The sequence below is a fragment of the Flavobacterium mesophilum genome, from assembly GCF_039581405.1.
GTDB lineage: Bacteria > Bacteroidota > Bacteroidia > Flavobacteriales > Flavobacteriaceae > Flavobacterium.
In genome coordinates this window covers 364477-388575 of record NZ_JBCPXZ010000005.1, presented here as the reverse complement: position 1 = coordinate 388575, position 24099 = coordinate 364477, and the positions used below count along the sequence as shown (strand labels likewise).

The following is a 24099-nucleotide window of genomic DNA, read 5'->3' as shown; positions in this document are numbered from 1 at the left end:
TTGAATTACTTAATGTTAATTCCAAAAGGCATCATAGCCTGAACTCCTTTTTGTTTTTGAAGTTTTTTGATTTGCTCAATCATCAAGTAGTTTTCTTCTCCAATTTCTTCTTTGATGAAAGTTTCTTTTGATTTTGCAAAAGGCATTTTTGAGATCAAATCGCCAAAAGTTTTTTCGTATTCAGGATAGTTTTGAGTTGAGTAAGTTTTTACTTTAGCCATTTTAGCCGCTTCTGCGATAGCATCATTTAATCCACCGATTTTGTCCACCAAACCAATTTTTAAAGCTTCGCTTCCAGACCAAACTCTTCCTTGCGCAATAGCATCAACTTGATCAAAAGTCATTTTTCTTCCTTCGGCAACATGCGTTACAAAAGTTTTGTAAATATGCTCAACTCCTTCTAAAGTAAAGGCTTTGAACTTTTCATCAACAGGAACAAACGGACTGTAATTAGCCGAGTTTTCGTGTGTTTTTACTTGTTCTGTATTGATACCTAATTTATTGGCTAATGGGCTGAAGTTTGGTAATATTCCAAAAACTCCGATAGAGCCTGTAATTGTATTGCTTTCAGCGAAAATTTTATTAGCGTTGCAAGCAATATAATAACCTCCAGAAGCCGCATAATTACCCATTGAAACTACGACCGGTTTTACTTTTTTGGTAACTTCAATTTCTCTCCAAATCAAATCTGAAGTCAAAGCGCTTCCTCCTGGGCTGTCAATTCTCAAGACAATTGCTTTTACATCTTCATCTTTTCTAGCTTCTTGAAGGGCGCGTCTCATTGAACCTTCGCCAATTACATTTACATCGCCTTCACCACTTTCAATTTCGCCTTGAGCGTAAATAATTGCAATTTCGTCAGTTGCTGTATTTGTTAGTGCTGTGGTAACGTTGTTTTGTGTATAATCTTCAATCGAAATTTTATTGTAATCGTCATCACCAGTTACTTTTAATTGTTTTTTGATCGCGTCATGATAAACATCTTCATATGCGATAATGTCAACTAAGCCATTAGCTTTTGCCAATTCGGGAGTTCTTGCCAACAAACCGTTTGCAATTTCATTTAACCTCGGAAGTGGAATATTTCGGCTTTTTGAAATATCAGTAGAAACTGTTGACCAAATTGAGTTTAACAAAGCGGTCACTTGTTCTCTATTAGCGTCGCTCATTTTGTTTTCTAAAAATGGCTCGACCGCACTTTTATATTTTCCATGACGAATCACTTCCATATGAATGCCTGATTTGTCTTGGAAATCTTTGAAAAACATCACTTCAGATGAAAGCCCTTTAAAATCTAAATCTCCGGCAGGATTCAAATAAATGGTATTAGCAACAGAATTTAAATAATATTCTTTTTGCGAATAAGTATTGGCGTAAGCCCAAACAAATTTTCCTGATTTTTTGAAGCTTTCAAGAGCATTTCTCAAATCTTTGTATTGCGCAAGACCTAATGAAGATTCATCATTTAAGATAGAAATTCCTTTGATTTTGTCATCTGTTTTCGCTGCTTCGATGGCATTGATGACATCAGTTATACCAATTCCTTTTTGTTCTGAAAAAACAGTTACCCATGGATCTTTATATTTTCCTGCGTAGTCATTTTTGATTTCTTTTAAATTCAATTCGATAACCGAATCTTTTTTAACCGAAACCGTATCGTCGCCTCCAAAGATTGCTCCAATAAGGATTACTCCAAAAAAGAATATCATGATAAATACAAAAATACCAATCACTGTGGCAATTACATTTCCTAAAAACTTCATAAGTATGTTTTTTTTAAATAAGTAGCTAAAAAGACTGCTTTGTTACAAATATATAAATGCGATTTAATTCTGTAATCCAAATTATGAAATATTTGTAGATTTTACATTTTCAAAGTCGATAAATAATACGGCCAATTCTAAATAGTTTTTAGTTACTTTGCATTAATTATGAAGTCACAGCATCAAGTCGTTTTATCAATAGGGAGTAATCAAGGAAACAGATTAGCAAACATCGAAAGTTGTATTGCGTTAATACATCAAGAGATAGGAACTGTTATCAAGGTTTCAAAACTATACGAAACTCCCGCTTGGGGATTTGAAAGTGATGCTTTTTATAATTGCGCATTGCTTTTGCATACCACTTCATCGGCACAAAAAATACTGAATCAGGTTTTAAAAGTTGAAAAACAATTAGGAAGAATTCGATTGAATCAAGAAGGGTATCAATCCAGAGTTATTGATGTCGATATCATTGCTTTTGATGATGAAATTATTGAGACCGAAAAATTGCAGATTCCGCATCCGTTAATGCAAAACCGGAATTTTGTTTTGTTGCCATTTAACGATTTGAAGTTAGATTGGAAACATCCAGTTTTGCAAAAAACAATTCAAGAATTAATTGCAGTTTCTCCAGATGATAGTGTTTGTACTGTTGTTCAAAAATTGAAAAGCCCGTTGCAAGAAATTGCTTTGGAAAATTTCAATTATATTGCTTTTGAAGGAAATATTGGAGCAGGTAAAACAACATTGGTACACAAAATTGCCGAAGATTTTAATGCCAAAACTGTTTTGGAAGGTTTTGCAGATAATCCTTTTTTGCCGAAGTTTTATAAAGACCAAAACCGTTATGCTTTTCCTTTAGAAATGTCTTTTTTGGCCGATCGTTATCAGCAGTTAGCTGATGATCTAAAGCAATTTGATTTGTTTAAAGATTTTATTGTTGCCGATTATCACATTTTTAAATCGCTAATTTTTTCAAAAATAACGCTTGGCGAAGACGAATATCGATTGTACCGAAATCTGTTTGACATTATTTACAAAGAAATGCCAAAGCCAGATTTGTACATTTATTTATATCAAAATACAGAAAGATTGCTCCAAAATATTAAGAAACGTGGTCGCAGTTACGAACAAAATATTGAAGCTAGTTATTTGGACAAAATCAATACAGGTTATTTGGATTACATCAAATCGCAAACCGATTTGAATGTTTTGATTATTGATGTTTCTGATCGTGATTTTGTAAAAAAACACGAAGATTATCTTTTTATTCTAAATGAAATTAAAAAGAAAATAGCTTCTTAAATTATATTATTCCGAGTTGTTTTCGAAGTTTCGCTGATAATTTTTCCTGAACAAGATTATACGATTGCTGAATGTATTTTTCCCATTCAGACTTTTTCATTCGCGTAATATCATCAATTAAAACCCATTTGTATTTTGCGACATAAGGCGCAGGTTTGAAACCAGGTCTATTCCTCATTTCTTCAAATTCTTCATCTAAAACTTTAAACGAAGCCGAAGTTGGATTTTGATCAAGCCCAACAACACAATACATTTTTGTTCCAACCGAAAACACAAGATCATGATCCCATTTTATGTCTTCAGTTGTGCCAGTTAATTTTTGGCAAATTTCGCGAATTGTTTCTATATCCATTTTATCTTTTTAATGTAAAGTGTCCTCTTAAAATAGGATGATTGTCGTCAATTTTTAGAGCATACCAATAGTCTGACGCAGGTAAAGGTACTTTATTTAGGGTGCCATCCCAATATTTTTTTGAAGTACTGAGTTGCGCAATTAATTTTCCGTAACGATCAAAAATAGTAATTTGTGCTTCGGGATAATTCTCAATTCCTGTTACTTCCCAAACATCATTATATGAATCATTATTTGGTGTAAAAAATGCAGGGAAAACGAGAACAATAAAACTTTTTGAAGCAGTTTTGCAAGCACTTTTTTCTCTGGCATAAGCCGTTTGCAAACCGCCTGGGACATTATAAAAAACATTAGAATCCTGAAAGTTTATTCCGTCAATAGAATATTCAAAATAACTTTGAGGATTGCTAAGGACAATAGTTACAGTTCTATTGTCAACTTCGATTTTTTGAATTTCGGGAGCAGGGAGTTCAATTACTTTGATGGTTTTTCGGTTTGTACAATTCCCAGCTGTTGAAGCTGTAACGTCAACAAAATAAGTTCCTAATTGCGAAACTGTGATTTTTTGAGTCGTTTCTCCAGTTGACCACAGGTAACTCATATTCTTAATTCCTGCATCAAGTGTAACCGAATTTGGAGCGCACAAAACAACTTCCTCATTTTGAACATCAGGAAGCGGGAATATTTCTATTTTAATTGGTGTTCTTGTTAGGGAACGGCAATCATTATTGTTGGCTTCGACATAATACATTGTATTTGCAGAAATAGAAGGTGTAATGAATAAGGGGCCTGTTCCTAAAACTGTTCCTCCTGTTTCAGAATCATACCAATTTGCGTCACCTTCAGAAACAGTAGCTTCTAAAAAAAATATTTCAGAACTACATTCAGGTGCAGGATTTGAAACAGAAGTTACTTCGGGAACTTTATTCACTCTTACTTCAACAGGAATTCTTTTAGAGAAACAACCGTTGTATTCGGCACCAACAAAATAGGTTTGATTTGTATTTAAAACCGGAGTAGTAAAACTAGGGCCAGTTGCAATTAAACTTGATCCAGTTTCATCGGTATACCAATTTATGGTTCCTGCTGCACTTTTCGCTTCTAATATTGTTGTTCCTGATCCACAAATATCAGGAGCTTTTGTTTCGGTAATTGAAAGCATAGTTAGGGAGGTACTTGCAGTTATTTGTGGGTAAACATCACCTGGCATTCCTCCATATTCAACAATATAGCCTCGAGGATAATTTACATTTGTTGGGTCAGAACTTCCATAAAGCGAAGCATCATTCCATCTTCCTTTTTGGCCATATCCTGGTGGTGTGATATAAGCATAATCTTCAACACCGATTAATTTTATTTCCCCTCCGTTATCAGGTTCTTTAAAATTGTTCCAATAAGCAAAAGTTGTTGTTGATCCACTTTCGCGACCATACCAAAATTGAGTTCCTTCTTCTGGACCTGTTTCCCATCGCCATTCTGGTTCTTTCCGAGTGTCGCTTCCGCCAATCCATCCCGTACCCGAAAGTTGTTCGCCTACAAAAATTGCTTCATCTAAAGTTGTAATGGTTACCAAATAACCTTTTAATCCAAAATAATTGCTTGCCGCAGCAGCTCTTTTGGCTTCTCCCCAAGAAATTCCTGGACTAGATACAAATTTGTAATAATGTTTAGACGAAGGCAAATAATTAGCTTGTCCTAGACTTATCGAAAAGTTTCTAATGCCTTTTGGGCTTGCTGAACTGTTTTTGAATTCAACGGCCTTGATTGCGGTAATAAAATCAGAAAGTGAAGCTGTTTTTCCGGTACTATTCAAAATAGTGAGAGTGCCAGAATCAGAATTCCAGTTTGAGGTCAAATTAGGATGTGTGCCGATTAAAGTTAATAAGTCTTCATTGATCACATAGCCAGAAGAAATTTGAATGTAGATTGCATTAATTTCTTCTGTTGCATTTATGGCAACATCAGTTACAATTTTTATCGAGCTTTGCGGGCAATATACTTGATCTCCGGTTGCAGTAATTACTGATGCAACTGCTGTTGTTTTTCTTGCGGATTCTTTTTTAGGTTTTCTTTCAGGCAGACTTCTTGTATTAAAAGCAAATAGTATATTACAATAAAGTAATATAAGTGCCAAAGTAGAATTGCTAAAGAATTTAGTCTTCATATCTAAAAATACATTTTTTAATTGAAAACCGCCTATCGAACGTTCAAAAATGAGTTTTATCTTTTTAAAGAAAAATGACCTCTCAAAATAGGATGATTGTCATCAATTTTCAAAGCATACCAATAGTCAGAAGCGGGAAGAGGAGCATGGTTGAAATTCCCATCCCAACTCATTCTTAAAGCTGATAATTGAGCTAATAATTTTCCGTATCGATCAAAAATTGTGACTTGTGCTTGTGGATAATTCTCCATTCCCGTTACTTCCCAGACATCATTATAGCTATCATTATTTGGAGTAAAGAAAGGTGGGAAAACCAAAACAACAAAGTTTTTAGTAGTGCCACCACAGCCATTTTTTTCTCTTACATAAGCAGTTTGCAAACCACCTGGAACATCATAAAAAATATTTGAATCTTGAAAATTTGAACCATCTACAGAATATTCAAAATAAGGTTGTTCTTTTTTAAGGTAAATTATTGCCCTTGTTCCTTCTACATCAATACGATCAATTTGTGGGATTTCATGCTCTTCTACGACAATTGTTTTTCGGCTTGTACAATTTTGAGGAGCTGGACTGGTTACATCAACAGTGTAAGTTCCTCCAGTTCCTATTTCAATAGTTTGAGTTGTAGCGCCAGTGGACCACAAATAGCTCATTCCTGAGATTCCCGCGTCTAGCATTTTCTTTTGAAATTGGCACAATGCAACAGTTTCGTCAGTGACTGCGGGTGGTGTGTAAATGGTAATGGTTACGGGAGTACGAGTAGTATTTAAACAGCCATTGTTTGAAGCTTCAGCATAATAAGTTGCTGATGTTGTAATTGTTGGGGTTGTAAAATTATTTCCTGTAAAAATGCTTGTTCCTCCAGTTGAGGATGTATACCAATTGATTACTCCAACATCAGTTGTAGCTTGAAGATCTACACTTCCTGGTCCACATCTTGAAATATTTGAAGAAGGTACGGTTGGAGTGTTTGGCGTTTTATTGATTACTACAGTAACTGATTTTCGGTTGCTTTCACATCCAGCATCGACGTAATAAGTTGTAGTAGTATTTAATACAGGTGTTGTATATGGGCTACCTGTTGCAACTGCAGTTCCGCCGGTTGCTTGAGTGTACCAGCTTATTGTTGCTCCTGTGGTAGCTGTTGCATTTAACGTAAAACTTCCTGAGTCACAAATAGGACTAGGAGTCAATACATTTGCTTCTGGAATTGTAATTTTTGTACTTGCCGCTATTTCTAAAGGAGCTTCACCTGCAGATCCGCCATATTCAACTACATAACCTTTTGGTTGATAAGCATCTCCGGATGTTAAAGATCCAGTATTTGACAAATCATTCCAAGAACCTCTAACTCCAATTCCTGGTTGTGTAATATGTGCGTAATCTTCATCTCCTTGATTGTTTGGTTCTCCACTGTTCCAAAATGCAAAATTCGGTGTCGATCCATTTGCAGCTCCATTCCAAAAAATAGTTCCAGCTTCTGGGCCAGTTACCCATTTCCAAATGCCTTCAGCTTCTGCATCGCTTCCGCCAATCCATCCTGTTCCAGAGGCTTGTTCTCCAATTAATTTAGCCTCATCAGCGGATAGGATAGTGGCTAAATATCCTTTTAGGCCGTAATAAATGCTTGCGGCCGCAGCATCTCGTGCCGAAGTCCAAGTAATTCCAATACTCGGAACAAATAAATAAAAGTGCTGTGTTGAAGGCAGGTAATTAGCATTTCCAATCGTAATTGAGAAAGTTCTCGTTCCAGATGCAGTCGCTGATGAATTTGTAAAAACGACATCTTTTACTGCGTCAACAAAATCTGAATACAAAACATCTGCTCCAGTTGGGCTTGATAATTGTAATTTTCCTGCTGTTTGGTCCCAGCTTGTTGTAATGGTGGGGTGAAGTGCAGGATTTGAAAGGGTTAATAAATCAGAGCCATTTGAATAACCTGAAGAAATTTGAATATAAACCGCTTTGGTTCCTGGTTCTGTTAGATCATTTTTGATACTGAAATCAGTTACTATTTTTATGCTAGTTAATGGACAATAAAATTGATCTCCGGTTGCTTTGACAATTGGTGCAGTTGTTGAGGAAGGTTTACTGCAGTCATTTGAATATTTTGTTGCATTGTCTTTAGAGGTCGTCCAGTTTGAATTTGAATAAGCTTCATCATCTACTTGTATACAGGTTAAGCCAGAGTTTGATTTAAAATTTGCAAGGATTATTTTTGCGTTCTGTCCGTTTTTAAAATTCAAATTTGTTAGCTGGTTATTATTACATGCAAAAATGGTTAGATTAGGATTTTTAGAAACATCTAAACTAGATAGTTGATTGTTTTGACAGGTAAAGTATGTTAATTTTGAATTATTAGAAATATCTAAAGAAGTTATTTGATTATTCTGAACATCTAAAATATCTATTAATGTGTTTTTAGAAACATCAATATTTGATAAATTGTTACTGCTGCAGTTTATATCTGTTAAAAGAATGTTTTTCGATACATCTAAAGTTGTTAGCTGATTAGAATTGCAATTAAAAGTTGCTAAAGAAGTATTTTTAGTAATGTCTAGGCTTGTTATAAGATTGTTGGGGCAATAAAGCTTGTCTAAAAGTGTGTTTTTTGAAACATCGAGGCTGCTTAATTTGTTGTTTTCTATAAATAAAACTTTTAATGCTGTATTTTTGGAAAGATCTATATTCACTAACGCATTGTGACCGCATGCTAAATAAGTAAGGTAAATGTTATTTGTAAGATCTAAATTGACAAGATAGTTTTTTTTACCCGGATCTGAGTCAATTACCCCAACATCTAATCTTGTCAGTTTTTCAAAATCCTCAATGCCACTTAAGTCAGTAATGTTTTTGCCTGGAATTTGCAGTGATGTTATGTCTTTGATATTTGCCGTCAAAACTTGACCATCAGGAGCGCCAGAATCAATGTTTAAATCAATTAAAGCCTGCTCAAAATTTCGATCAGGAATACTGGTATATTGCGCAAATCCAAAAAAATTGGATAGCAATGAGACAAATAAAAAAGATATTTTTAAGAAGTAATTTTTTTTCATTTTATAAAAGTATCACTTTTATAATAATAAAAAAAAATATTTCAATTTCTAACAATTAAAGTCTGAAAACAACTATAAAATCACTTTTTTTTAAGTGAAATACGCTTTAATTGCCCGCAGGCCAGTTTAGTTTTTGAAATAAATCCCAAACCACAATTCCAGCACTTACAGAGATGTTCAAAGAGTGTTTTGTTCCGAGTTGCGGAATCTCAATACAGCCATCACAAATTGCAACAGCTTCCTGTGCTACACCATAAACTTCGTTTCCAAAAACCAATGCATATTTTTGGTTTTTCTCCACTTTAAAATCTTGAAGAAAAATAGCGCTTTCAACTTGTTCTATGGCAAGTGTCAAGACGTTTTCTTTTTTAAGGTTTTCTATAACTTCCAATACATTTTCATGATGTTCCCAAGTTACGGTTTCCGTTGCGCCAAGAGCAGTTTTGTGGATTTCCTTATTTGGAGGAGTAGCTGTAATACCGCATAAAATGATTTTTTCAATCAAAAAAGCATCGGCAGTTCTAAAAACAGAACCAATATTATGCAAACTGCGAATGTCATCCAAAACCAAAATTAAAGGTGTTTTGTCTGATTTTTTAAAATCTTCAATTGATTTGCGTTCTAATTCGCTATTTTCAAGTTTTCTCATTTTAGTTGTATTCAGGTCATAAAAAAAGCTTCCAAAGATAAGGAAGCTTTTTCAATTATTTTATTTTGTTTTCTTTCAGATTAGCTTTTTACTGGATCTGGTAAAACAGTACCTTTAATAGTAAGTACTTTTGTTGGTTGTCCTTCAGCATTTGAAGTAACAGTTACTGTTTTTGTAAAAGCACCAACTCTGTCAGTAGCATATTTTACACCAATAATTCCTTTAGCACCTGGAGCGATTGGCTCTTTTGGTGTAGTAGGAACAGTACATCCGCAAGATCCTTGCGTGTTTGTAATGATAAGTGGTTTAGTTCCATTGTTAACAAAAACGAATTCACGTTTTCCGTCAGCATTGTGAGCGATTGTTCCGTAATCGATAGTTTCTGTTTCAAAAAGCATTCCTGCTCCTTCAACTTTAGCAACTTTAGTTGCTCCTTTTTTAGTGCTTTGTGCGTTAGAAGCTGTAACTCCAGCCACCGCTAGCATTACAAATAAAATTATTTTTTTCATTTTTATAGTCTTTGTTTAAATGATAAAACAAATCTATGTAAAATTCTGAAATGTAGGCTTAAAAAACTCTTAAAAATTTTTAATTTTTGAAGCCTTCGATATGCCGTTAAAAAATTATAAATTCGCTGTCTTAATTTTCATTTAAAACATATCGATTTGGCAGCTAAAGAAAAAGTGGTGAAGGAAACACCTTTAATGAAACAGTACAACGAAATCAAGAGAAAATATCCTGATGCATGTCTGCTTTTCAGAGTGGGGGATTTTTATGAGACTTTTGGAGAAGATGCGATTAGATCTTCTAAAATTCTTGGAATTACGTTGACCAAAAGAGGTGCTGGTTCTGATACAGAAACGGCTCTGGCTGGTTTCCCGCATCATTCGATCAACACCTATTTGCCAAAATTGGTTAAAGCAGGACTTCGTGTAGCGATTTGTGATCAGCTTGAAGATCCAAAAATGACTAAAACGATCGTGAAACGTGGTGTTACCGAATTGGTTACTCCGGGAGTTTCTTTAAATGATGAGGTTTTACAATCTAAATCAAATAATTTCTTGGCATCGGTTTATTTTGCCAATAAAAATATCGGAATTTCTTTTTTAGATGTTTCAACCGGTGAGTTTTTGACGGCTCAAGGAAATGTAGAATATATTGATAAGCTTTTGCAGAATTTCAATCCGAGTGAAGTTTTGGTTCCAAAAGCAAATAAAGGAGATTTTAAAGATGCTTTTGGAGAAGATTTTCATAGTTTTTATTTAGAAGATTGGATCTATAAAGAAGATTACGCTTTAGAAACATTGACAAAGCATTTCCAGACCAATTCATTAAAAGGTTTTGGTGTCGAAGAATTGAAAGAAGGAATTATCGCCTCTGGAGCAATTCTTTATTATTTATCGGAAACACAGCACAATCGTGTGCAGCATATTACCGCAATTCAGCGAATTGCTGAAGATGCATATGTTTGGATGGACCGTTTTACGATTCGAAATTTAGAGTTGTATCACAGCTATAATCCAAATGCGGTTACGCTTTTGGATGTTATTGACAAAACGCTTTCTCCCATGGGAGGTCGTTTGTTGAAGCGTTGGCTTGCTTTGCCTTTAAAGGATGCCAATAAAGTAAAAAGCCGACATGAAGTTGTGGCGTACTTAAAGTCAAATGCTGAAATTCTCAATAATATTCAATACCAGATAAAGCAAATTTCAGATTTGGAGCGTCTGATTTCTAAAATTGCAGCAGGAAAAGTTTCGCCACGGGAAATTGTGTATCTGAAGGAGTCTTTAGATGCTATTATTCCGATAAAAACATTAGCGCTCGAAAGTCCGCAGGAAGCTGTAAAAGTTATTGGGGATAGTTTGCATGCTTGCGATTTGCTTCGCGAGAAAATAAAAGTGACCTTAAATCAAGATGCGCCAGTTGCGATTGCGAAAGGAAATGCAATTGCGAGCGGTATCAATGAGGAATTAGATGAATTGCGCGCAATTTCAACTTCTGGAAAAGAATATTTAGAAGGAATTGAAAGACGTGAATCAGAGCGTACCGGAATTTCTTCTTTGAAAATATCTTTCAATAATGTTTTTGGATATTATATTGAAGTTCGAAATACACACAAAGACAAAGTTCCTGCAGAATGGATCAGAAAGCAAACTTTGGTCAATGCGGAGCGTTATATTACAGAAGAATTAAAAGAATACGAAACCAAGATTTTAGGTGCAGAAGAAAGAATCTATAAAATTGAGGCCGATCTTTTTGAGCAATTAGTAGCTTGGATTGCGACATATATTAAGCCGGTTCAAATGAACGCGAATTTAATTGCGCAATTAGACTGTCTGTGTTCATTCACGCAATTGGCGATCGAAAATAAATATGTATGTCCGGAGATTGATGATACATTTGAATTGGAAATCAAAGAAGGAAGGCATCCGGTAATTGAAAAACAATTGCCAGTTGGAACTCCGTATATTTCTAATGATGTTTATTTGGATAGAGAAACACAGCAAATTATCATGATTACAGGGCCAAATATGTCGGGTAAGTCGGCAATTTTGAGGCAGACTGCTTTGATTGTGTTATTAGCTCAAATGGGAAGTTTTGTTCCGGCCGAAAGCGTTAGAATGGGGATTGTAGACAAGATTTTTACCAGGGTAGGAGCTTCTGATAATATTTCAATGGGAGAGTCTACTTTTATGGTGGAAATGAATGAAACGGCCTCTATTTTGAATAATATTTCAGACAGAAGTTTGGTGCTTTTGGACGAAATTGGAAGAGGAACAAGTACGTATGACGGGATTTCGATTGCTTGGGCAATTGCGGAGTTTTTGCACGAACATCCTTCAAGAGCCAAAACATTATTTGCTACGCATTACCATGAACTAAATGAAATGACGGAATCGCTTCCGAGAATTCAGAATTTTAATGTAGCGGTGAAAGAATTGAAAGATACGGTTCTTTTTGTTCGTAAACTGGTAAAAGGAGGAAGTGCGCATAGTTTTGGAATTCATGTGGCGAAAATGGCTGGAATGCCGCAATTGGTGATTTCGAAAGCACAAAAGCTTTTGAAGAAATTAGAAAAGAATCATTCAAGTGAAGCTTTAAGCGGTGTAAAATCGGCTAATGATGAAATGCAGATGAGTTTCTTTAATTTAGATGATCCTTTGTTAGAAGAAATAAAAGAGGAGATTTTAGGTCTTGATATTAATGCAATAACACCAGTTGAAGCCCTAATGAAGCTGAATGAGATCAAAAGAATGTTGGTCAAAAAATAAAATCAAATTTTTTCAATTTTAAAGTTTAGGTTATCAGAAGGTTATAAAATAAGTAAACTTTTTTTTCAAAAAACGCTTGTGTAATTGAATAAATGTCCTAAATTTGCACTCGCAATACGAAACAAATCAAGTATTGCGGTTCTTACAAAGAATTGAAATGCGAAAATAGCTCAGTTGGTAGAGCGCGACCTTGCCAAGGTCGAGGTCGCGGGTTCGAGCCCCGTTTTTCGCTCAAAACCATATAATGCTCGGATGGTGAAATTGGTAGACACGCTGGACTTAAAATCCAGTGAACAGCAATGTTCGTGCGGGTTCAAGTCCCGCTCTGAGTACAGAGAAAACCCCTTATTTTAAGGGGTTTTTTTGTTTTTGGCTCGATTTGAATTATGAAGAAATTTGAAATCATCATCAAAAGCGAGCCTGCAAACGAGCCTGTTGTAATCAGATTGAACGTTGGTATGCGAGACTACTCCGAAGTTAAATTATACATCCCGAAAGTTGACGGAAAACCGTCTGTCCTGCCAAAACACCGCTGGTACGTTTACTACTATTTCCGCAATCCGGACAACGGGAAGATGGAGAAGCAGAAGGACTACTGCAAGATAAACACCTACAAGACAGTCGAGGAAAGAAAGGAGATCGGCAGGGTATGGGTCGATGCCTACACCGTGCTTCTGAATCAGGGCTTCAATCCTTATATAGAAAACACCATCGAGCCGGCGAAGCCTTTCGAGGAGCAGTTCTACAGCGTACGCACCGCTTTCGAGTACGCCTACGACAACAAGCTTGGCTCTTGGAAGTCCGCCACTGCAAACGACTATAGGACACGCCTGAATGTATTCCTTGAATGGGCCGCCAAGAACGGCATGGCGCACAAGGACATAAAGGAGCTGAAGGACGTCCATATCATAGCATTCATAAACTGGCTTATTAAGCCAATCAAAAGGGGAGGCCGTGGCGTCGGAGGAACTTCTCAGGACAACTACAAAAGATGCCTGTCTGGATTGGTAGGAAAGCTTGTTTCGGACAAGATAATCGCAAAGAACATCGTTTCGGATATTTCGACCGCTAAGGACGACCCGATCAAGAACACGCCTTTTACAGGTTATCAGGTAAAGGCTATCAGGGATTATCTTTTGGAGAACGACAAACAGCTATACCACTTCATCCAGTTTGTAATCTTTACGTTCCTGCGTCCGCGCGAGATCATCAGGCTGACGGTCGGGGATTTCAATTCTAGGGAAAAGTACCTGGCTGTCGAGACGAAAACCAAAAGGAAGCAGATCAAGAAGCTGGTTGCGCCGATTCTGAACTACATCGACGAAATCCAGATCGACAACCTGCCAAAAAAGGCGCACCTTTTTACCAACACCGGAAAGTTTGAAATATGGTCTGCAACCGAGAAAAGCAAAGTCGATCATTTCGGAAATAGATTTGCAAAAGTAAAGACGTATTTCAACTTCGGCGCTGAATACGGAATCTACAGTTTCAGGCATACTGCGGCACTGGATCTGTTTCATTCCTTCATAAAGCAGGGATTGACCGAACGTGAGGCAATTTTGAAGCTTATGCCGATTACCGGCCATTCGACCGAAGCGGCACTCCGCAATTATCTTCGTGATATCGGGGCTATGCTTCCTAAGGATTATGGAGAGGATTATACATTAGAATTTTAATAAGTACTTGCTTGATGCAAAAAGCCTCTTTTTGTAAGAGGCTTTTAATGATTGTATTTATATTATTCTTTTTTTGTTATAAGTTCGTAAAGGTAATTTACAAGTTCATGTATATTTGAATAAGAAGAAAGATTGTAGATTTTTGTGCCTATTTCGATGTCGTCTTCACATCGTTCACATACCCATTCGCTATTTGCAAGACCAGTGTCCTTGTGTGGAGCAAGTATTTTGAAAATGTTTGTTGCTTTCTCGTAATCAGGAATATGGTTCTTTTTGATTTCAGATATAACATCGTCGCATTTAGTGTATGGTTTCATTGTTCGATCGAAATGCAATAAAACATAATATTCGAAACACGGAGTTGTAAAGGCAATATTAATTTCTGCTACTCTTGCAATTTCGAAAGCTTTCGCAATTCCTGCATGGCCGTCTTTGTCAAAAACGACCCAAACAAACGCATAAGGGTTTTTATCCTGTCGTTTAGCTTTTTTGATTAATTCCTTTGCTTTGTTGACTAATCCAACTGGAGAATGATCCTTAGGTTTGAATATTTCTACACTAATTGATGAAAACTGACGGCGGTATTTGTCCTGTGTAATTAATCCTCTAAAATAATTTTCTTCTGTTTCTCCTTCACATAGAATTAAGCCTCTTTTACCGAGAACCACCGATTTGCGTGGTTCTCTTTTTGAACGCCCCGCCATTAATATTGGAAACTTAATTCGTTAGTATTTATAACTGGCGTTGCTCCAAATCTGCCGCTCATGTAATACTTCTCGAAAGGAACATTTGCTCGCACTCCGGGAACGTCGGATAAAGAGTAATAATGACTATTTCCTTCGTATTCTTTTTCGGCAAACCATATTTGGTCTCTCCTGAAGATTTCATTATCTAAAAGTGATACATCATGTGTAGCGAAAATAAGCTGGGCATTTTTCGGGTTGTTTTTTTTGCAATGGAATAATTTTATAAGCGCTCTAGTTAATTTCGGATGCAAGCTTTTGTCAATTTCGTCAATGATCAATACTTGACCAATTTCCAAAGCTTCGATGATCAGGCCTCCAATTGCTAATAACTTTTTAGTACCTGTCGATTCGTCGGTCAGCCTCATTTCGACCGGCTCCATTTCGGTATCACCATCAAATCTTTTATGTACAGTCCTGATTTTATATTTGAATCGTTCAATTATCTCCTTTTTTTTCTCGTCGCTCATGTCCTTCGGGAAATTGAATGTGCTTGCGTCTTCCTCTTTGATAGTTAGTTCTTCAATTCCAGTATCTGCAACACGCATCAAAGTATTGATATTTTGTGTAAAGAATGGATTGCTATTTTCACCTAATTTATTAGAGAATACTTGAACTAAAGCATCTTCATAATCAGTATCGTGGATATTTGATATATAAATTTTTTCTGTAAAAAATTTATATACCTCTTTTAGCTTGTCAATCTTTTCAGTACCAACTTTCGACAAAAAAAGCTGATTTGGATAAAGTAGGTTTTCTATATCTTTTTTTCGACCCAAAAGTTGATCAGAATACTTTATTTTTTTGCCGTGTCTACGATCGAACAACAATGCGCTTTGTTTTTTTGGATAGTATATTAAATTCTCATATGTGATTTCTTTATCAGTGAAGCCTATTGAATAAATATATCGAATAGAATCACTACCCATGAATTCTAGGGAAAATTCTATAGGTTCGTTTATACCATTCTTGTTTAATAAAAAAGGTTCGTACGGAGGGATAATTTGGTCTGCCTTAAAACGATCTGAACTGACGACAAGATATTCGAATGCAGCAAATGCCCTCAAGAGATTGCTCTTTCCTGAAGCATTTCTTCCATAGATCATAGCTGTTCGTAATACGTTCAAATCTGGAAAATCAGCTAAATTTTCAGGATGCTCGCCAACTTTGCCTTCAGCAAGCATTGAAAAGCTTTCCCAGTCTGATATGGAGCGAAAATTTCTAACTTTAAATTCTAGTATCATTATCGGTAATTTGAGGGTTTTTTGAATTTTTTTTACAATTATAGGGTAAATATAGGTAATTGATGTTAATTAAAACGTAAATGAAGAGTTAAATTTTCAGTTGTTTCATTAAATAGGTCTAGAATAACTAAGGGATTACATCAAAATTAATTCAGTTTTCTTAATTAGAATAAGGGTTGTCAAGTTGCTTTACAAACATGTTCGGGGTGTAAAATCACGTAAAATTACTTGCTACGGTCACTTATTAAAATTCAACATTTGATATTTATAATGAATTGCTAATTAATTGATTGTGAGCCTTATTGTATTTTTTAATTCAAGAGTTGTAGCCCAATCATGCAAAACAGAACAGAAAACAAATTACTTATCATGAATTTAAATAGTCAAAAAAAAACGTCCACGATTGGACGTTTTTTTTATTTTCTCTTTGCAACGCTTTTTCTTTTAGTTGCGGTTTTCTTTTTGATAGGCTTTTTAGCTGGTGCAGTTTTTACAATGCCTCCTCCTTTTACATATTTGAAGCCTTTTTTTAAAGTTCCCGATGCTTTTAATGCATCTTTTTTAGTTGCTCTTGTTGCCATAATGGTTTTGGTTTAATGGTGATATTAATTATTAAATTCTTTCTATTTCTGTAAACTCGTAGGCTGTCTTTTCTTCCTCTTCCTGAATAAGCCTACCGGTTGCAATGTTATAGTGAAGCCCATCAAGCGACTGTTCCTGGTATCTGTTTTTATCGGCATAAACATAATTGTCGTTGAAATTTGGAAACTTCTCAACGAACAGGATGACGTCGCCGTCAAACTGCGAAGCCGAACCACCACGCATAGAGCCGTCTGTTGTCAGCTGGTAGATGATAATGAACAGTTTTCCGTCATACTTCTTTCTGAATGTGTCATCAAGTGTTATGCGCCTGTCCATTGAAATAAGCTTGCTGAAACTGTCGATTACGATTACATCATTTCTCATTATAAGTTCGTGAATGTCCTGCATCGAATTTATCTCAGGGGAATCGATCACGTTCTTTGCGTGTTCGCTCCAGAATCTTTCAGCCTTGTTTTCATAAAGTGCGCTTTCCGGATGCTCTTCGATTGATGCATGGCCGACACGGTAATTGGACGCAAAGGCATCCATTACCTGAAAGACAAAGCTGGTCTTTCCCGAGCCTTGACCTCCAGCAATAGTTACCGCGACGCTTTCCTTTTTCTTGATCTCGATTTTTCCTAAAAATTCAGCAAGATCAGGATTGTCGATCTTGTAGTATTCGCGCTGTGAATCAGTGCGGTTCTGCCTGCGGTAAGCCAATGAATTTATATTGGCCGGTGCAGTTGTTTGTACGATCGCTTTTGCCGGTTCAGGAATGATCTCAGAAATAGGCTCGACCGTTTCAAAAACTTGCTCATGCGTAATGATTTTCTGTTCCTGCGGTACATAAGAGGCAGTCGGCGTAATATTTTGGCTCGATTCCGTTTCATTTGGAGCGTTCAGGCTTCCAAACAATGCCACTTGGCCGTTTGCATCCACTTTTATTTTTTCCCATTTAACAGGCACTTTTTTGCCTAATTCGTTCTTATCTCCACTGCGGATTATTTCATGCACGAGTACAGGCATGTCTTCGATGAACACATCGAGCCTCTGGTAGACCTTTTCAAGTTCAGGAAGCGTTTTTTTGCTTGCCACGATCGAGCCGTCGATATTGTCTATAATTGCATAGCCGATAATTTCAGCCTGTTTGTCTGCTTTCCTTGCAACTGGTTTTGGAGCTGTTTTTTTTGCCTCTTTTTTTGCGGGCAGATCTGCTCGCGTTTTTTGGGCTCTTTTTTTTGCTTCAGGCTTCTCATTTGCATATGAAATTCCATCCAAAATATAGTCGGATGCTTTTTGGGCCGCCGAACCGGCTCGAAGCAGAAAACGGTTGTCTTTCTTCATCTGAGGCACAAGCACCTCGTTCCATCCCTTCAGATAGCCTGCATGGTTCTTGTTGGTGTAGAACATGATACCCGATTGTGCAGACAGGAACACGGCTCCGAATTCCGCTATAAGTTCCTCATAGGCATATTCCTTGCTTCCGAAGCTTCCTGAAAAATCACGCTTCAGACGGCTTTCATGTCCGGTGCTGTGGCTGAGTTCATGAAAGAATGTCCTGTAGAAATCCTGCGAGCTTTTGAATTTTTCAATCGGCGGCAGGCATACTAAATCCTTGCTGGGAGAAAAGAAGGCCTTGTTTCCTTTGAACTCGATTGCCGGCGGGTTTGGATAATTTTTTACAATCTTCTCGGCAAGATCGATCTTTTCATTTTTTCCGCCTGTAATATCGCTTTCGACTTTTCCTGCCATATCGAAATTAGCAAGATCAAAGTCGATTCCTTCCACGTCCGAACCGCTGAATACATTATAGTACTTCAAGAAATAGAATTCCTTCTTGTCGCCTTTTTTGAGAGCTTCCTTTGCGGCCGCTTTGTTTATTTTTTCGATTTCATTGTCAGTATAATCCCTTTCGGTTTTGGAGTAGTAGACAACCTGGCTTGCTTTGCTTCCTTTTTTCAGAGTTCCGCCGTTTTCCTTGATCTGGTTGAAAGTCAGATAATAGGGGTTGTCAAGTGTGCCGAAAATAGGGGTAAGCATTAGGCTGTTTACGCCTTTGTACGGCTTTTTTGATTCGAAATTATAGGGTATCAGGTAGCCCTCGTCGTTCCAAGCCCTTTTATAATCTCCTTTGTTTGCCGACTTGATAAGATCAAGCATGCGTTTTGTGATCATGTCATAGATCGCATCCGGCGTAACTGGTTTTCCAAGGCCGTGAGTTTCTTCGTGGTCTGCCGTTTCCTGTTCCAGCCCGTGAAGCATTTCAGCATCGCAATCCTCTTCCTGCGGTGCATTCAGCCCGATGACCTGCGCATCTTTTCTGATCTTTCTGCGGTGTTTAGGCTCGATTCCTTTTTTGTGCCAAGTGATTGTGCCGACTTTGTTGATGCTGGCGACTTTCACAGAATTATGCATATAATGAAGCTCTTCACCTTTTTTTTGGACTTTGAGCGTAAGGCTGACTTTTTTCTCAACGACAATGGATTCGACCTCCAGTTCAAAACTGGAAGCATCGGGATATGTGTTCAAAAGTTTTGTTACGCGCCTGTAAACCTCGGTGTTGCTTTCGGCTTTTGCCTGCAATTGCAGTTCGATCAGGCTTTCGCGCGTGGCAACTGTCCCGCCAAGGCCGTTGAAGATTTTGGTAGATGACATTTCGGAGTGGTTTAATGGTGTATTGTTATTGTTCGATTACCCAGTTCTTGCCCAGCGCATTTACATAAATCTGCGCCGTATAATTGTTCATGTTTCCGTCAAGTCCGTGGTTGATGAACTGGTCGGCAACATTCAGGTACTTTATTGTAAGCGTGATGTTGGTGACAAGATAATGGCTGTATGCCGGAAGCTCGAATGTGTCTTCGCCTTTCACTGAATCAGCAGAGCCGATCTGCACTTTTTTGTAGAACAGAATGATCTTTTTGAGCGTGATAAGTCCGGCAGTATAGACCGTCATGTCGTACTTTGTCGGGTTGTGGATTCCAAGGTCGATATCAGCTAGGAGCTGCGAGCCTTGCAGGCGAAGATTCCTGATATTGCGCACGTCGATTGTCATCTGCTCGATGACTTTTGTAAAGTCGTTCTTTTTCTTGAAAGCGAACAGAGTGGTAAGTACTGCGCCTCCGGCCAGTACTGCAAGAATGGTTTTTCCCTCCATCGGTTAAATGGTTATGTGGTTGGTTTAATGGTGTCGTCAAACAGCTTTTGACCTTATAAAGATAATGATTTTTATGATAAAATACCCAATTGTAATCAAGCCTATATACAGCAGGATCTGTTTCCAGCGCGGAATAGGCTTCTCGACCGGAACGTCGGTATGGGAATACAATGTTTTTATAAGCCCGATGTATTTGTACTCCTTTTTTGAGCTGCTTTCCGTCGCGCCTATCTTGGCATTGAAATTCACGCTGTTGTCCTTTTGGTCGTATTTCAGATCATAGGAATTAGTGCCTGATTTCTTGCTGGTGTTCAGCTGAGAAAGAAGCCTCTCTATTGCAGACTGGCATACGCTGTCGCATTCCTTTTTTTCTGTCTTCACTTTTCCAAGACTGATCTTCAGGCTGTCGATTATCTCCAAGTTTCTTGTGGTCGTTTCGGCATTTGAAATGCTGTCGTAGTTGGCAGTATTTTTTTCGATTGTTTCCTTTAAAGGCTTGGACGTTCCGCATCCTGCAACTGCAACCAGCAGAAGCAAGGCCAGAATATTTAGTGCTAGATATTGTTTCATCTTTTTTTGTTTCTTTTTTTGAATTCGACATGCATGATATACCAGCGGTGCAGATTGTAGCCGATGAATATGATCGCACTGATTATTGAATATATTAACTTTACATTTTCTTGGTTCAGCAGTACGAGCATAAATGCGTATAAAGAGGTTAGTTTCAGGTCAATTATATCTAAAAAAAATGTTTTCATTTTAGTCTTGTTTAATGGTTAATCGCCCAATTCATAGCAAAAAGAGAGATCACAGACCAGCAATTGGTTGGAGCCTCCTGTTGTCATGACTGCACGCATTGTGATGAAATTCGATGCTGATGCTGAAAAATCCACTACACCGCCTTTTGCACCCGATGTAAACACTGCATGAGTTCCTATCATCATTCCTCTGTTCTTGCTCGGAGTCAAAGGCAGAGGTACATCGAAGTAGGAATCTGTATTGGTGTTTGCAACAATCATCCTGACGTTCACCATTCCCTGAACGATTTTGCCGACCCTAGCGTAAAAACCGTGGTTTGTTGTTCCGCCTGCTGTAGCGGATGTATTTGCGCCATATCCTAGAACCGGCTCATAAGTGCCTGATTCTATATCGGCAGGAGTTCCGCCTCCATGATTGCCGAGCGCATCGTCGATGCCTTTTATATGCGCAGCCAAATTGTCGCCCGCAGTCTCATAGTTCTGCGGTTCGTATTTAAGGCCTTGGCTTCCTTTTGAATTTTTAATGAGTTTGGTCATGCTTGTATGTATTTTTGAATCAGAACCAGCCAGGTTATTTTCTGGCTGATTCTTCCAATTTTGAAATGCTTCCTGCGATCTTTTGGAGCGCCAAGCCTACGCCAAGCGCATACCACATCGTAAGTTCTACGCCGGCATATTCTACTGAGAAGCGAAGCGCAATCACTATAAGCAGGAATCCAAGCATGATTTCTCTGAGATTATCCAAGAACAGGAATCTAAGGCTGAATCTGAAAGGAGTCGCCAAGCTTGTCTTGTTTCTCTTTCTGCTTTTCAAAAGCAGAATGATCAGAACTCCGATCATTGAGAAAAGAAAAGCGGCCGAATAGGTCGGTATATCGTAAGTGCCTAATAACAAGCGAATAAATTTTTGCATAATATTAATTTTATACTAGTTGCTGTAAAGGAATCGAAGGTGTGAAAATTTGCTGCCGCAAATGCATTTTAAAGCGTCATATCTCGCGAAAAGATTTCTAATTAATTCGAATTATTTTTATGAAATTGTAAGCCTCGCCACCCAAAATTGTTTTGCTGCTTCCAGAATCCTGAAATATTTTTACTTTGATTTTCTGCCCTTTGACCAAGGTCAGGGAAGAATAGCCGAAACCGCTGTAAGATTGTGCACTGGTGCCGCCGATAGAGCCAAATCCGTTGTGCCTATTTCTGTAAATGCCGGTTCCGTCTATTTCTAATCCTGTGACTACCCTAGTAGCAGTAGCACCGGTAAGCATAATGCCTATTTCAACATTATAGATGCCTGATTCCTTAATTGTGAAAGTTCCGTCTGCTTCTGCCTTAACGTCTTTTGATTCGACGCCACTTGCTATCTGTGCTGTTGTGAATGTATTGTTTGAAAGAGTCAGGCTGCTAAGAATTTCAGTAAATAGTGTTCCTCCAGTCTTTACGGCATTGAATCTAGCGGGAATTTCACTGGCCTTGATTACATTTGAAGCGCCGACTGCACTTATTGCATAATCAACGACCTCCATAATATCGGCTAAACTTGCAGATGTTGGATAATAAGCTCCTCCGGGGTCGTGGTCATAAAATGTTACGACTCCATTTGTTGCGACTGCTCGATCTATCATTGCCTTGCATTCTGCTACAGTGTGTTGATACAGGCTTGCCCTATTCATCAAGGTTGCATAAATTGGCGAATTCATGACTTGAATATCTGGATTCGCAGCACCGGCATACGTGCCCTGATAAATTGTATAGGCATTGTTATACAAATTATTGATAATTGGCATGAATTCACGTTTTATTGCAGAATTGGGGGCGACAAATCCTTTAGGAATCAGACCTAATCCAACAAAATTGGAATGTCCGCCGTTTATCTCGTTGTACGCGTCGGCAAATGTGGCAGTACCGGAATCTCGCATATCAAGGTGCGCCTGCCCGTGATTCAACACCTCGAATCCTCTGCTTTGCAGATTTAATACTTGTGCTAAAGTCATTTTGCCAGCAGTTCCCAAGTAATTGATGGTTACTGCTTGAGAAAATCTTACGCTTCTCGCTTCAAATGCACTAGCTAAAGGAATTTGGCTGGCAAAGGAATCATCGAAAGTGAAGCATACTGCAGCGTGCGGTGTCGACGTTACAGAGCCTGAATTTGCCAAAACAAAGTCCAGAGTAGCAATTTGATTGCCTGTTGCACCAGCTGGAGCAGTAGGCGCTGAAGGAACACCTGTAAAGGCTGGTGATGCCTTTGGAGCATAGGCGCTCAAGTCCTGATCGCCAGTGTTAGAACCTGACAAAGTTGAAATGCCTAAGATAGACTTGATTTTAGCAGTTGTCAACCAGTCTGCAACGCCTTTTACGCTTGGATACAAGGTTGTTGATGCTTCTTGTCCGCTTATGATGTTTGTTTTATTGGAAATATTCTCTTTTCCTGAATCAGCGCCAGTTGAAAACTCACTTCTTGGTATGAATTTTACAATCTTATCAGCGCCTCTCACCAAAACACTGTCTGATTTTGAACCGTGATCAACAGTCTGCAGCTGTAAAGGTTTTTTTATTGAGTATTCTTGTGGAATCTGGACTTGCGCAATTCCGGAAAATGATATGATAACAAATAGAAATAGAATGATTTTTCTTTTCATGATCTAAACTGGTTGATTGGTTATATTTTCGATATCTGTTTTTTCTGTAACAGATCTGGTTTGTATTTCGTGCTTGTAGTTGCCGTTTTCTATACCGATAAAAACGGTTTTGTTTTCATCGTCTGGACTTGTCAGAGTAATGGAATTTTTCTTGACTATTTTTTCAAGTGCGTCGATTCTCTGTGTGAGTTTTTTAATGATTTCCTTTTTTTTCATGTGGATTTATGGTTAATGATTAAGAGCCTGTAATCTGGTCATAGCTTTCCGGCTGGTCGAAATCCCCGCCCATGTAGTATCCTGAAATGAAATTCTCGCCAATGAAGCCGAAAATAAGATCGTTGATCTCCTGCGTATTTTTCATTGCAGGATTGTCGTTTGTGGGATGCTTGAACACCAGTCTTTTTCCAGAAGGAACAAAAATGCTTTCAGGATTCTCAGGATTTGCAGCTCCACTGAAATTGAATGTTATCGAAATCCAGTAATCCTCTCCCAAAATCATTTCGTCCAATATCTCCAGTTCGGTAGGGGAGTTCATGCGGTATTGGAGCGGCGCTCCAGCAGTTCCGTTCAGCGGTATGTTGTCGACTGTAACCAATACGACATTTTCTGCCGGTTCAGAAAGCGTGAAAATCTTTGAGCCTGTAAATTCGAAGTTTTCCGTTTTCAATGGCAGGCCGATTCCGCCTGATCCGTTTTTGGGTTTCTTATGGATTCCGACTGCAATTATTTCAGACATTTT

At 37.8% G+C, this 24099-nt stretch carries 20 protein-coding genes and 2 tRNA genes; 5 read left to right on the top strand and 17 right to left on the bottom strand.

Features of this window, described 5'->3' with window-relative positions:
* Positions 1–5: 5 nt before the first annotated feature.
* Complete coding sequence (gene sppA / locus AAYQ19_RS17370) at positions 6–1763, bottom strand: signal peptide peptidase SppA (protein ID WP_343537960.1); 1758 nt, start codon at positions 1761–1763, stop codon at positions 6–8.
* A 168-nt stretch (positions 1764–1931) separates the two neighbouring features.
* On the opposite strand from sppA, the gene folK reads away from it, so the two are divergent.
* The gene (gene folK / locus AAYQ19_RS17365; protein WP_343537959.1) at positions 1932–3068 is read left to right on the top strand and encodes a 2-amino-4-hydroxy-6-hydroxymethyldihydropteridine diphosphokinase; all 1137 of its coding nucleotides are present in this window, start codon (positions 1932–1934) and stop codon (positions 3066–3068) included.
* Between the two features lies 1 nt (position 3069).
* On the opposite strand, the gene AAYQ19_RS17360 is transcribed toward folK, so the two are convergent.
* The 5 genes from AAYQ19_RS17360 to AAYQ19_RS17340 all read right to left on the bottom strand — a co-directional run bounded on the left by AAYQ19_RS17360 (position 3070) and on the right by AAYQ19_RS17340 (position 9801).
* Entirely contained in the window at positions 3070–3420 is a 351-nt protein-coding gene (locus tag AAYQ19_RS17360; protein ID WP_343537958.1) for an MmcQ/YjbR family DNA-binding protein, read from the bottom strand.
* Between the two features lies 1 nt (position 3421).
* Positions 3422–5584, bottom strand: a complete 2163-nt coding sequence (locus tag AAYQ19_RS17355) for an Ig-like domain-containing protein (protein WP_343537957.1) — start codon at positions 5582–5584, stop codon at positions 3422–3424.
* 56 nt (positions 5585–5640) lie between these two features.
* Positions 5641–8643 carry an Ig-like domain-containing protein gene (locus AAYQ19_RS17350; protein ID WP_343537956.1) on the bottom strand — a complete coding sequence of 1001 codons (3003 nt, stop codon included), beginning with the start codon at positions 8641–8643 and terminating at the stop codon, positions 5641–5643.
* A gap of 106 nt (positions 8644–8749) precedes the next feature.
* Positions 8750–9292: an RNA methyltransferase gene (locus tag AAYQ19_RS17345; RefSeq protein WP_343537955.1), complete on the bottom strand. Its 543-nt coding sequence runs from the start codon at positions 9290–9292 to the stop codon at positions 8750–8752.
* A gap of 80 nt (positions 9293–9372) precedes the next feature.
* Positions 9373–9801: a DUF1573 domain-containing protein gene (locus tag AAYQ19_RS17340; protein ID WP_343537953.1), complete on the bottom strand. Its 429-nt coding sequence runs from the start codon at positions 9799–9801 to the stop codon at positions 9373–9375.
* Positions 9802–9957: 156 nt separating this feature from the next.
* On the opposite strand from AAYQ19_RS17340, the gene mutS reads away from it, so the two are divergent.
* The 4 genes from mutS (at position 9958) to AAYQ19_RS17320 (ending at position 14240) form a co-directional block, all read left to right on the top strand.
* Entirely contained in the window at positions 9958–12564 is a 2607-nt protein-coding gene (mutS, locus tag AAYQ19_RS17335; RefSeq protein ID WP_343537951.1) for a DNA mismatch repair protein MutS, read from the top strand.
* Between the two features lie 159 nt (positions 12565–12723).
* A tRNA-Gly gene (locus tag AAYQ19_RS17330) sits at positions 12724–12796 on the top strand.
* A gap of 14 nt (positions 12797–12810) precedes the next feature.
* Positions 12811–12896 (top strand) — tRNA-Leu (locus tag AAYQ19_RS17325).
* A gap of 54 nt (positions 12897–12950) precedes the next feature.
* Positions 12951–14240, top strand: coding sequence for a tyrosine-type recombinase/integrase (locus AAYQ19_RS17320; RefSeq protein ID WP_343537950.1), 1290 nt, complete (start codon positions 12951–12953; stop codon positions 14238–14240).
* Between the two features lie 62 nt (positions 14241–14302).
* On the opposite strand, the gene AAYQ19_RS17315 is transcribed toward AAYQ19_RS17320, so the two are convergent.
* The 11 genes from AAYQ19_RS17315 to AAYQ19_RS17265 form a co-directional block, all read right to left on the bottom strand.
* Complete coding sequence (locus AAYQ19_RS17315) at positions 14303–14944, bottom strand: RloB family protein (RefSeq protein ID WP_343537949.1); 642 nt, start codon at positions 14942–14944, stop codon at positions 14303–14305.
* Entirely contained in the window at positions 14944–16227 is a 1284-nt protein-coding gene (locus AAYQ19_RS17310; protein ID WP_343537948.1) for an AAA family ATPase, read from the bottom strand. Before AAYQ19_RS17310 ends, AAYQ19_RS17315 begins: the two co-directional genes overlap by 1 nt.
* 416 nt (positions 16228–16643) lie before the next feature.
* Positions 16644–16808, bottom strand: a complete 165-nt coding sequence (locus AAYQ19_RS17305; protein ID WP_343537947.1) for a hypothetical protein — start codon at positions 16806–16808, stop codon at positions 16644–16646.
* 31 nt (positions 16809–16839) lie between these two features.
* Positions 16840–19464: a zincin-like metallopeptidase domain-containing protein gene (locus AAYQ19_RS17300; protein WP_343537946.1), complete on the bottom strand. Its 2625-nt coding sequence runs from the start codon at positions 19462–19464 to the stop codon at positions 16840–16842.
* A gap of 25 nt (positions 19465–19489) precedes the next feature.
* Complete coding sequence (locus AAYQ19_RS17295) at positions 19490–19963, bottom strand: hypothetical protein (RefSeq protein WP_343537945.1); 474 nt, start codon at positions 19961–19963, stop codon at positions 19490–19492.
* A 36-nt stretch (positions 19964–19999) separates the two neighbouring features.
* Entirely contained in the window at positions 20000–20533 is a 534-nt protein-coding gene (locus AAYQ19_RS17290) for a hypothetical protein (RefSeq protein ID WP_343537943.1), read from the bottom strand.
* Between the two features lie 206 nt (positions 20534–20739).
* Positions 20740–21258, bottom strand: coding sequence for a hypothetical protein (locus AAYQ19_RS17285; protein WP_343537941.1), 519 nt, complete (start codon positions 21256–21258; stop codon positions 20740–20742).
* A 34-nt stretch (positions 21259–21292) separates the two neighbouring features.
* Positions 21293–21634 (bottom strand): hypothetical protein, encoded by a 342-nt coding sequence (locus AAYQ19_RS17280; protein ID WP_343537940.1) that lies wholly within the window; start codon positions 21632–21634, stop codon positions 21293–21295.
* Between the two features lie 97 nt (positions 21635–21731).
* Positions 21732–23360 (bottom strand): polysaccharide deacetylase family protein, encoded by a 1629-nt coding sequence (locus AAYQ19_RS17275; protein WP_343537939.1) that lies wholly within the window; start codon positions 23358–23360, stop codon positions 21732–21734.
* 3 nt (positions 23361–23363) lie between these two features.
* A complete protein-coding gene (locus AAYQ19_RS17270) occupies positions 23364–23576 on the bottom strand; it encodes a hypothetical protein (protein WP_343537937.1) in 213 nt (70 codons plus the stop codon).
* A gap of 19 nt (positions 23577–23595) precedes the next feature.
* Entirely contained in the window at positions 23596–24096 is a 501-nt protein-coding gene (locus tag AAYQ19_RS17265) for a hypothetical protein (RefSeq protein WP_343537936.1), read from the bottom strand.
* Positions 24097–24099: the final 3 nt, after the last annotated feature.

What these genes read in the sequence shown, in the direction of transcription:
- AAYQ19_RS17310 (WP_343537948.1), bottom strand. Translation starts at nt 16,227, where the DNA reads ATGATACTAGAATTTAAAGTTAGAAATTTTCGCTCCATATCAGACTGG.
- sppA (WP_343537960.1), bottom strand. Translation starts at nt 1,763, where the DNA reads ATGAAGTTTTTAGGAAATGTAATTGCCACAGTGATTGGTATTTTTGTA.
- AAYQ19_RS17285 (WP_343537941.1), bottom strand. Translation starts at nt 21,258, where the DNA reads ATGACCAAACTCATTAAAAATTCAAAAGGAAGCCAAGGCCTTAAATAC.
- AAYQ19_RS17345 (WP_343537955.1), bottom strand. Translation starts at nt 9,292, where the DNA reads ATGAGAAAACTTGAAAATAGCGAATTAGAACGCAAATCAATTGAAGAT.
- folK (WP_343537959.1), top strand. Translation starts at nt 1,932, where the DNA reads ATGAAGTCACAGCATCAAGTCGTTTTATCAATAGGGAGTAATCAAGGA.
- AAYQ19_RS17300 (WP_343537946.1), bottom strand. Translation starts at nt 19,464, where the DNA reads ATGTCATCTACCAAAATCTTCAACGGCCTTGGCGGGACAGTTGCCACG.
- AAYQ19_RS17360 (WP_343537958.1), bottom strand. Translation starts at nt 3,420, where the DNA reads ATGGATATAGAAACAATTCGCGAAATTTGCCAAAAATTAACTGGCACA.
- AAYQ19_RS17295 (WP_343537945.1), bottom strand. Translation starts at nt 19,963, where the DNA reads ATGGAGGGAAAAACCATTCTTGCAGTACTGGCCGGAGGCGCAGTACTT.
- AAYQ19_RS17275 (WP_343537939.1), bottom strand. Translation starts at nt 23,360, where the DNA reads ATGAAAAGAAAAATCATTCTATTTCTATTTGTTATCATATCATTTTCC.
- AAYQ19_RS17270 (WP_343537937.1), bottom strand. Translation starts at nt 23,576, where the DNA reads ATGAAAAAAAAGGAAATCATTAAAAAACTCACACAGAGAATCGACGCA.
- AAYQ19_RS17280 (WP_343537940.1), bottom strand. Translation starts at nt 21,634, where the DNA reads ATGCAAAAATTTATTCGCTTGTTATTAGGCACTTACGATATACCGACC.
- AAYQ19_RS17265 (WP_343537936.1), bottom strand. Translation starts at nt 24,096, where the DNA reads ATGTCTGAAATAATTGCAGTCGGAATCCATAAGAAACCCAAAAACGGA.
- AAYQ19_RS17290 (WP_343537943.1), bottom strand. Translation starts at nt 20,533, where the DNA reads ATGAAACAATATCTAGCACTAAATATTCTGGCCTTGCTTCTGCTGGTT.
- AAYQ19_RS17305 (WP_343537947.1), bottom strand. Translation starts at nt 16,808, where the DNA reads ATGGCAACAAGAGCAACTAAAAAAGATGCATTAAAAGCATCGGGAACT.
- AAYQ19_RS17350 (WP_343537956.1), bottom strand. Translation starts at nt 8,643, where the DNA reads ATGAAAAAAAATTACTTCTTAAAAATATCTTTTTTATTTGTCTCATTG.
- AAYQ19_RS17355 (WP_343537957.1), bottom strand. Translation starts at nt 5,584, where the DNA reads ATGAAGACTAAATTCTTTAGCAATTCTACTTTGGCACTTATATTACTT.
- AAYQ19_RS17315 (WP_343537949.1), bottom strand. Translation starts at nt 14,944, where the DNA reads ATGGCGGGGCGTTCAAAAAGAGAACCACGCAAATCGGTGGTTCTCGGT.
- AAYQ19_RS17320 (WP_343537950.1), top strand. Translation starts at nt 12,951, where the DNA reads ATGAAGAAATTTGAAATCATCATCAAAAGCGAGCCTGCAAACGAGCCT.
- AAYQ19_RS17340 (WP_343537953.1), bottom strand. Translation starts at nt 9,801, where the DNA reads ATGAAAAAAATAATTTTATTTGTAATGCTAGCGGTGGCTGGAGTTACA.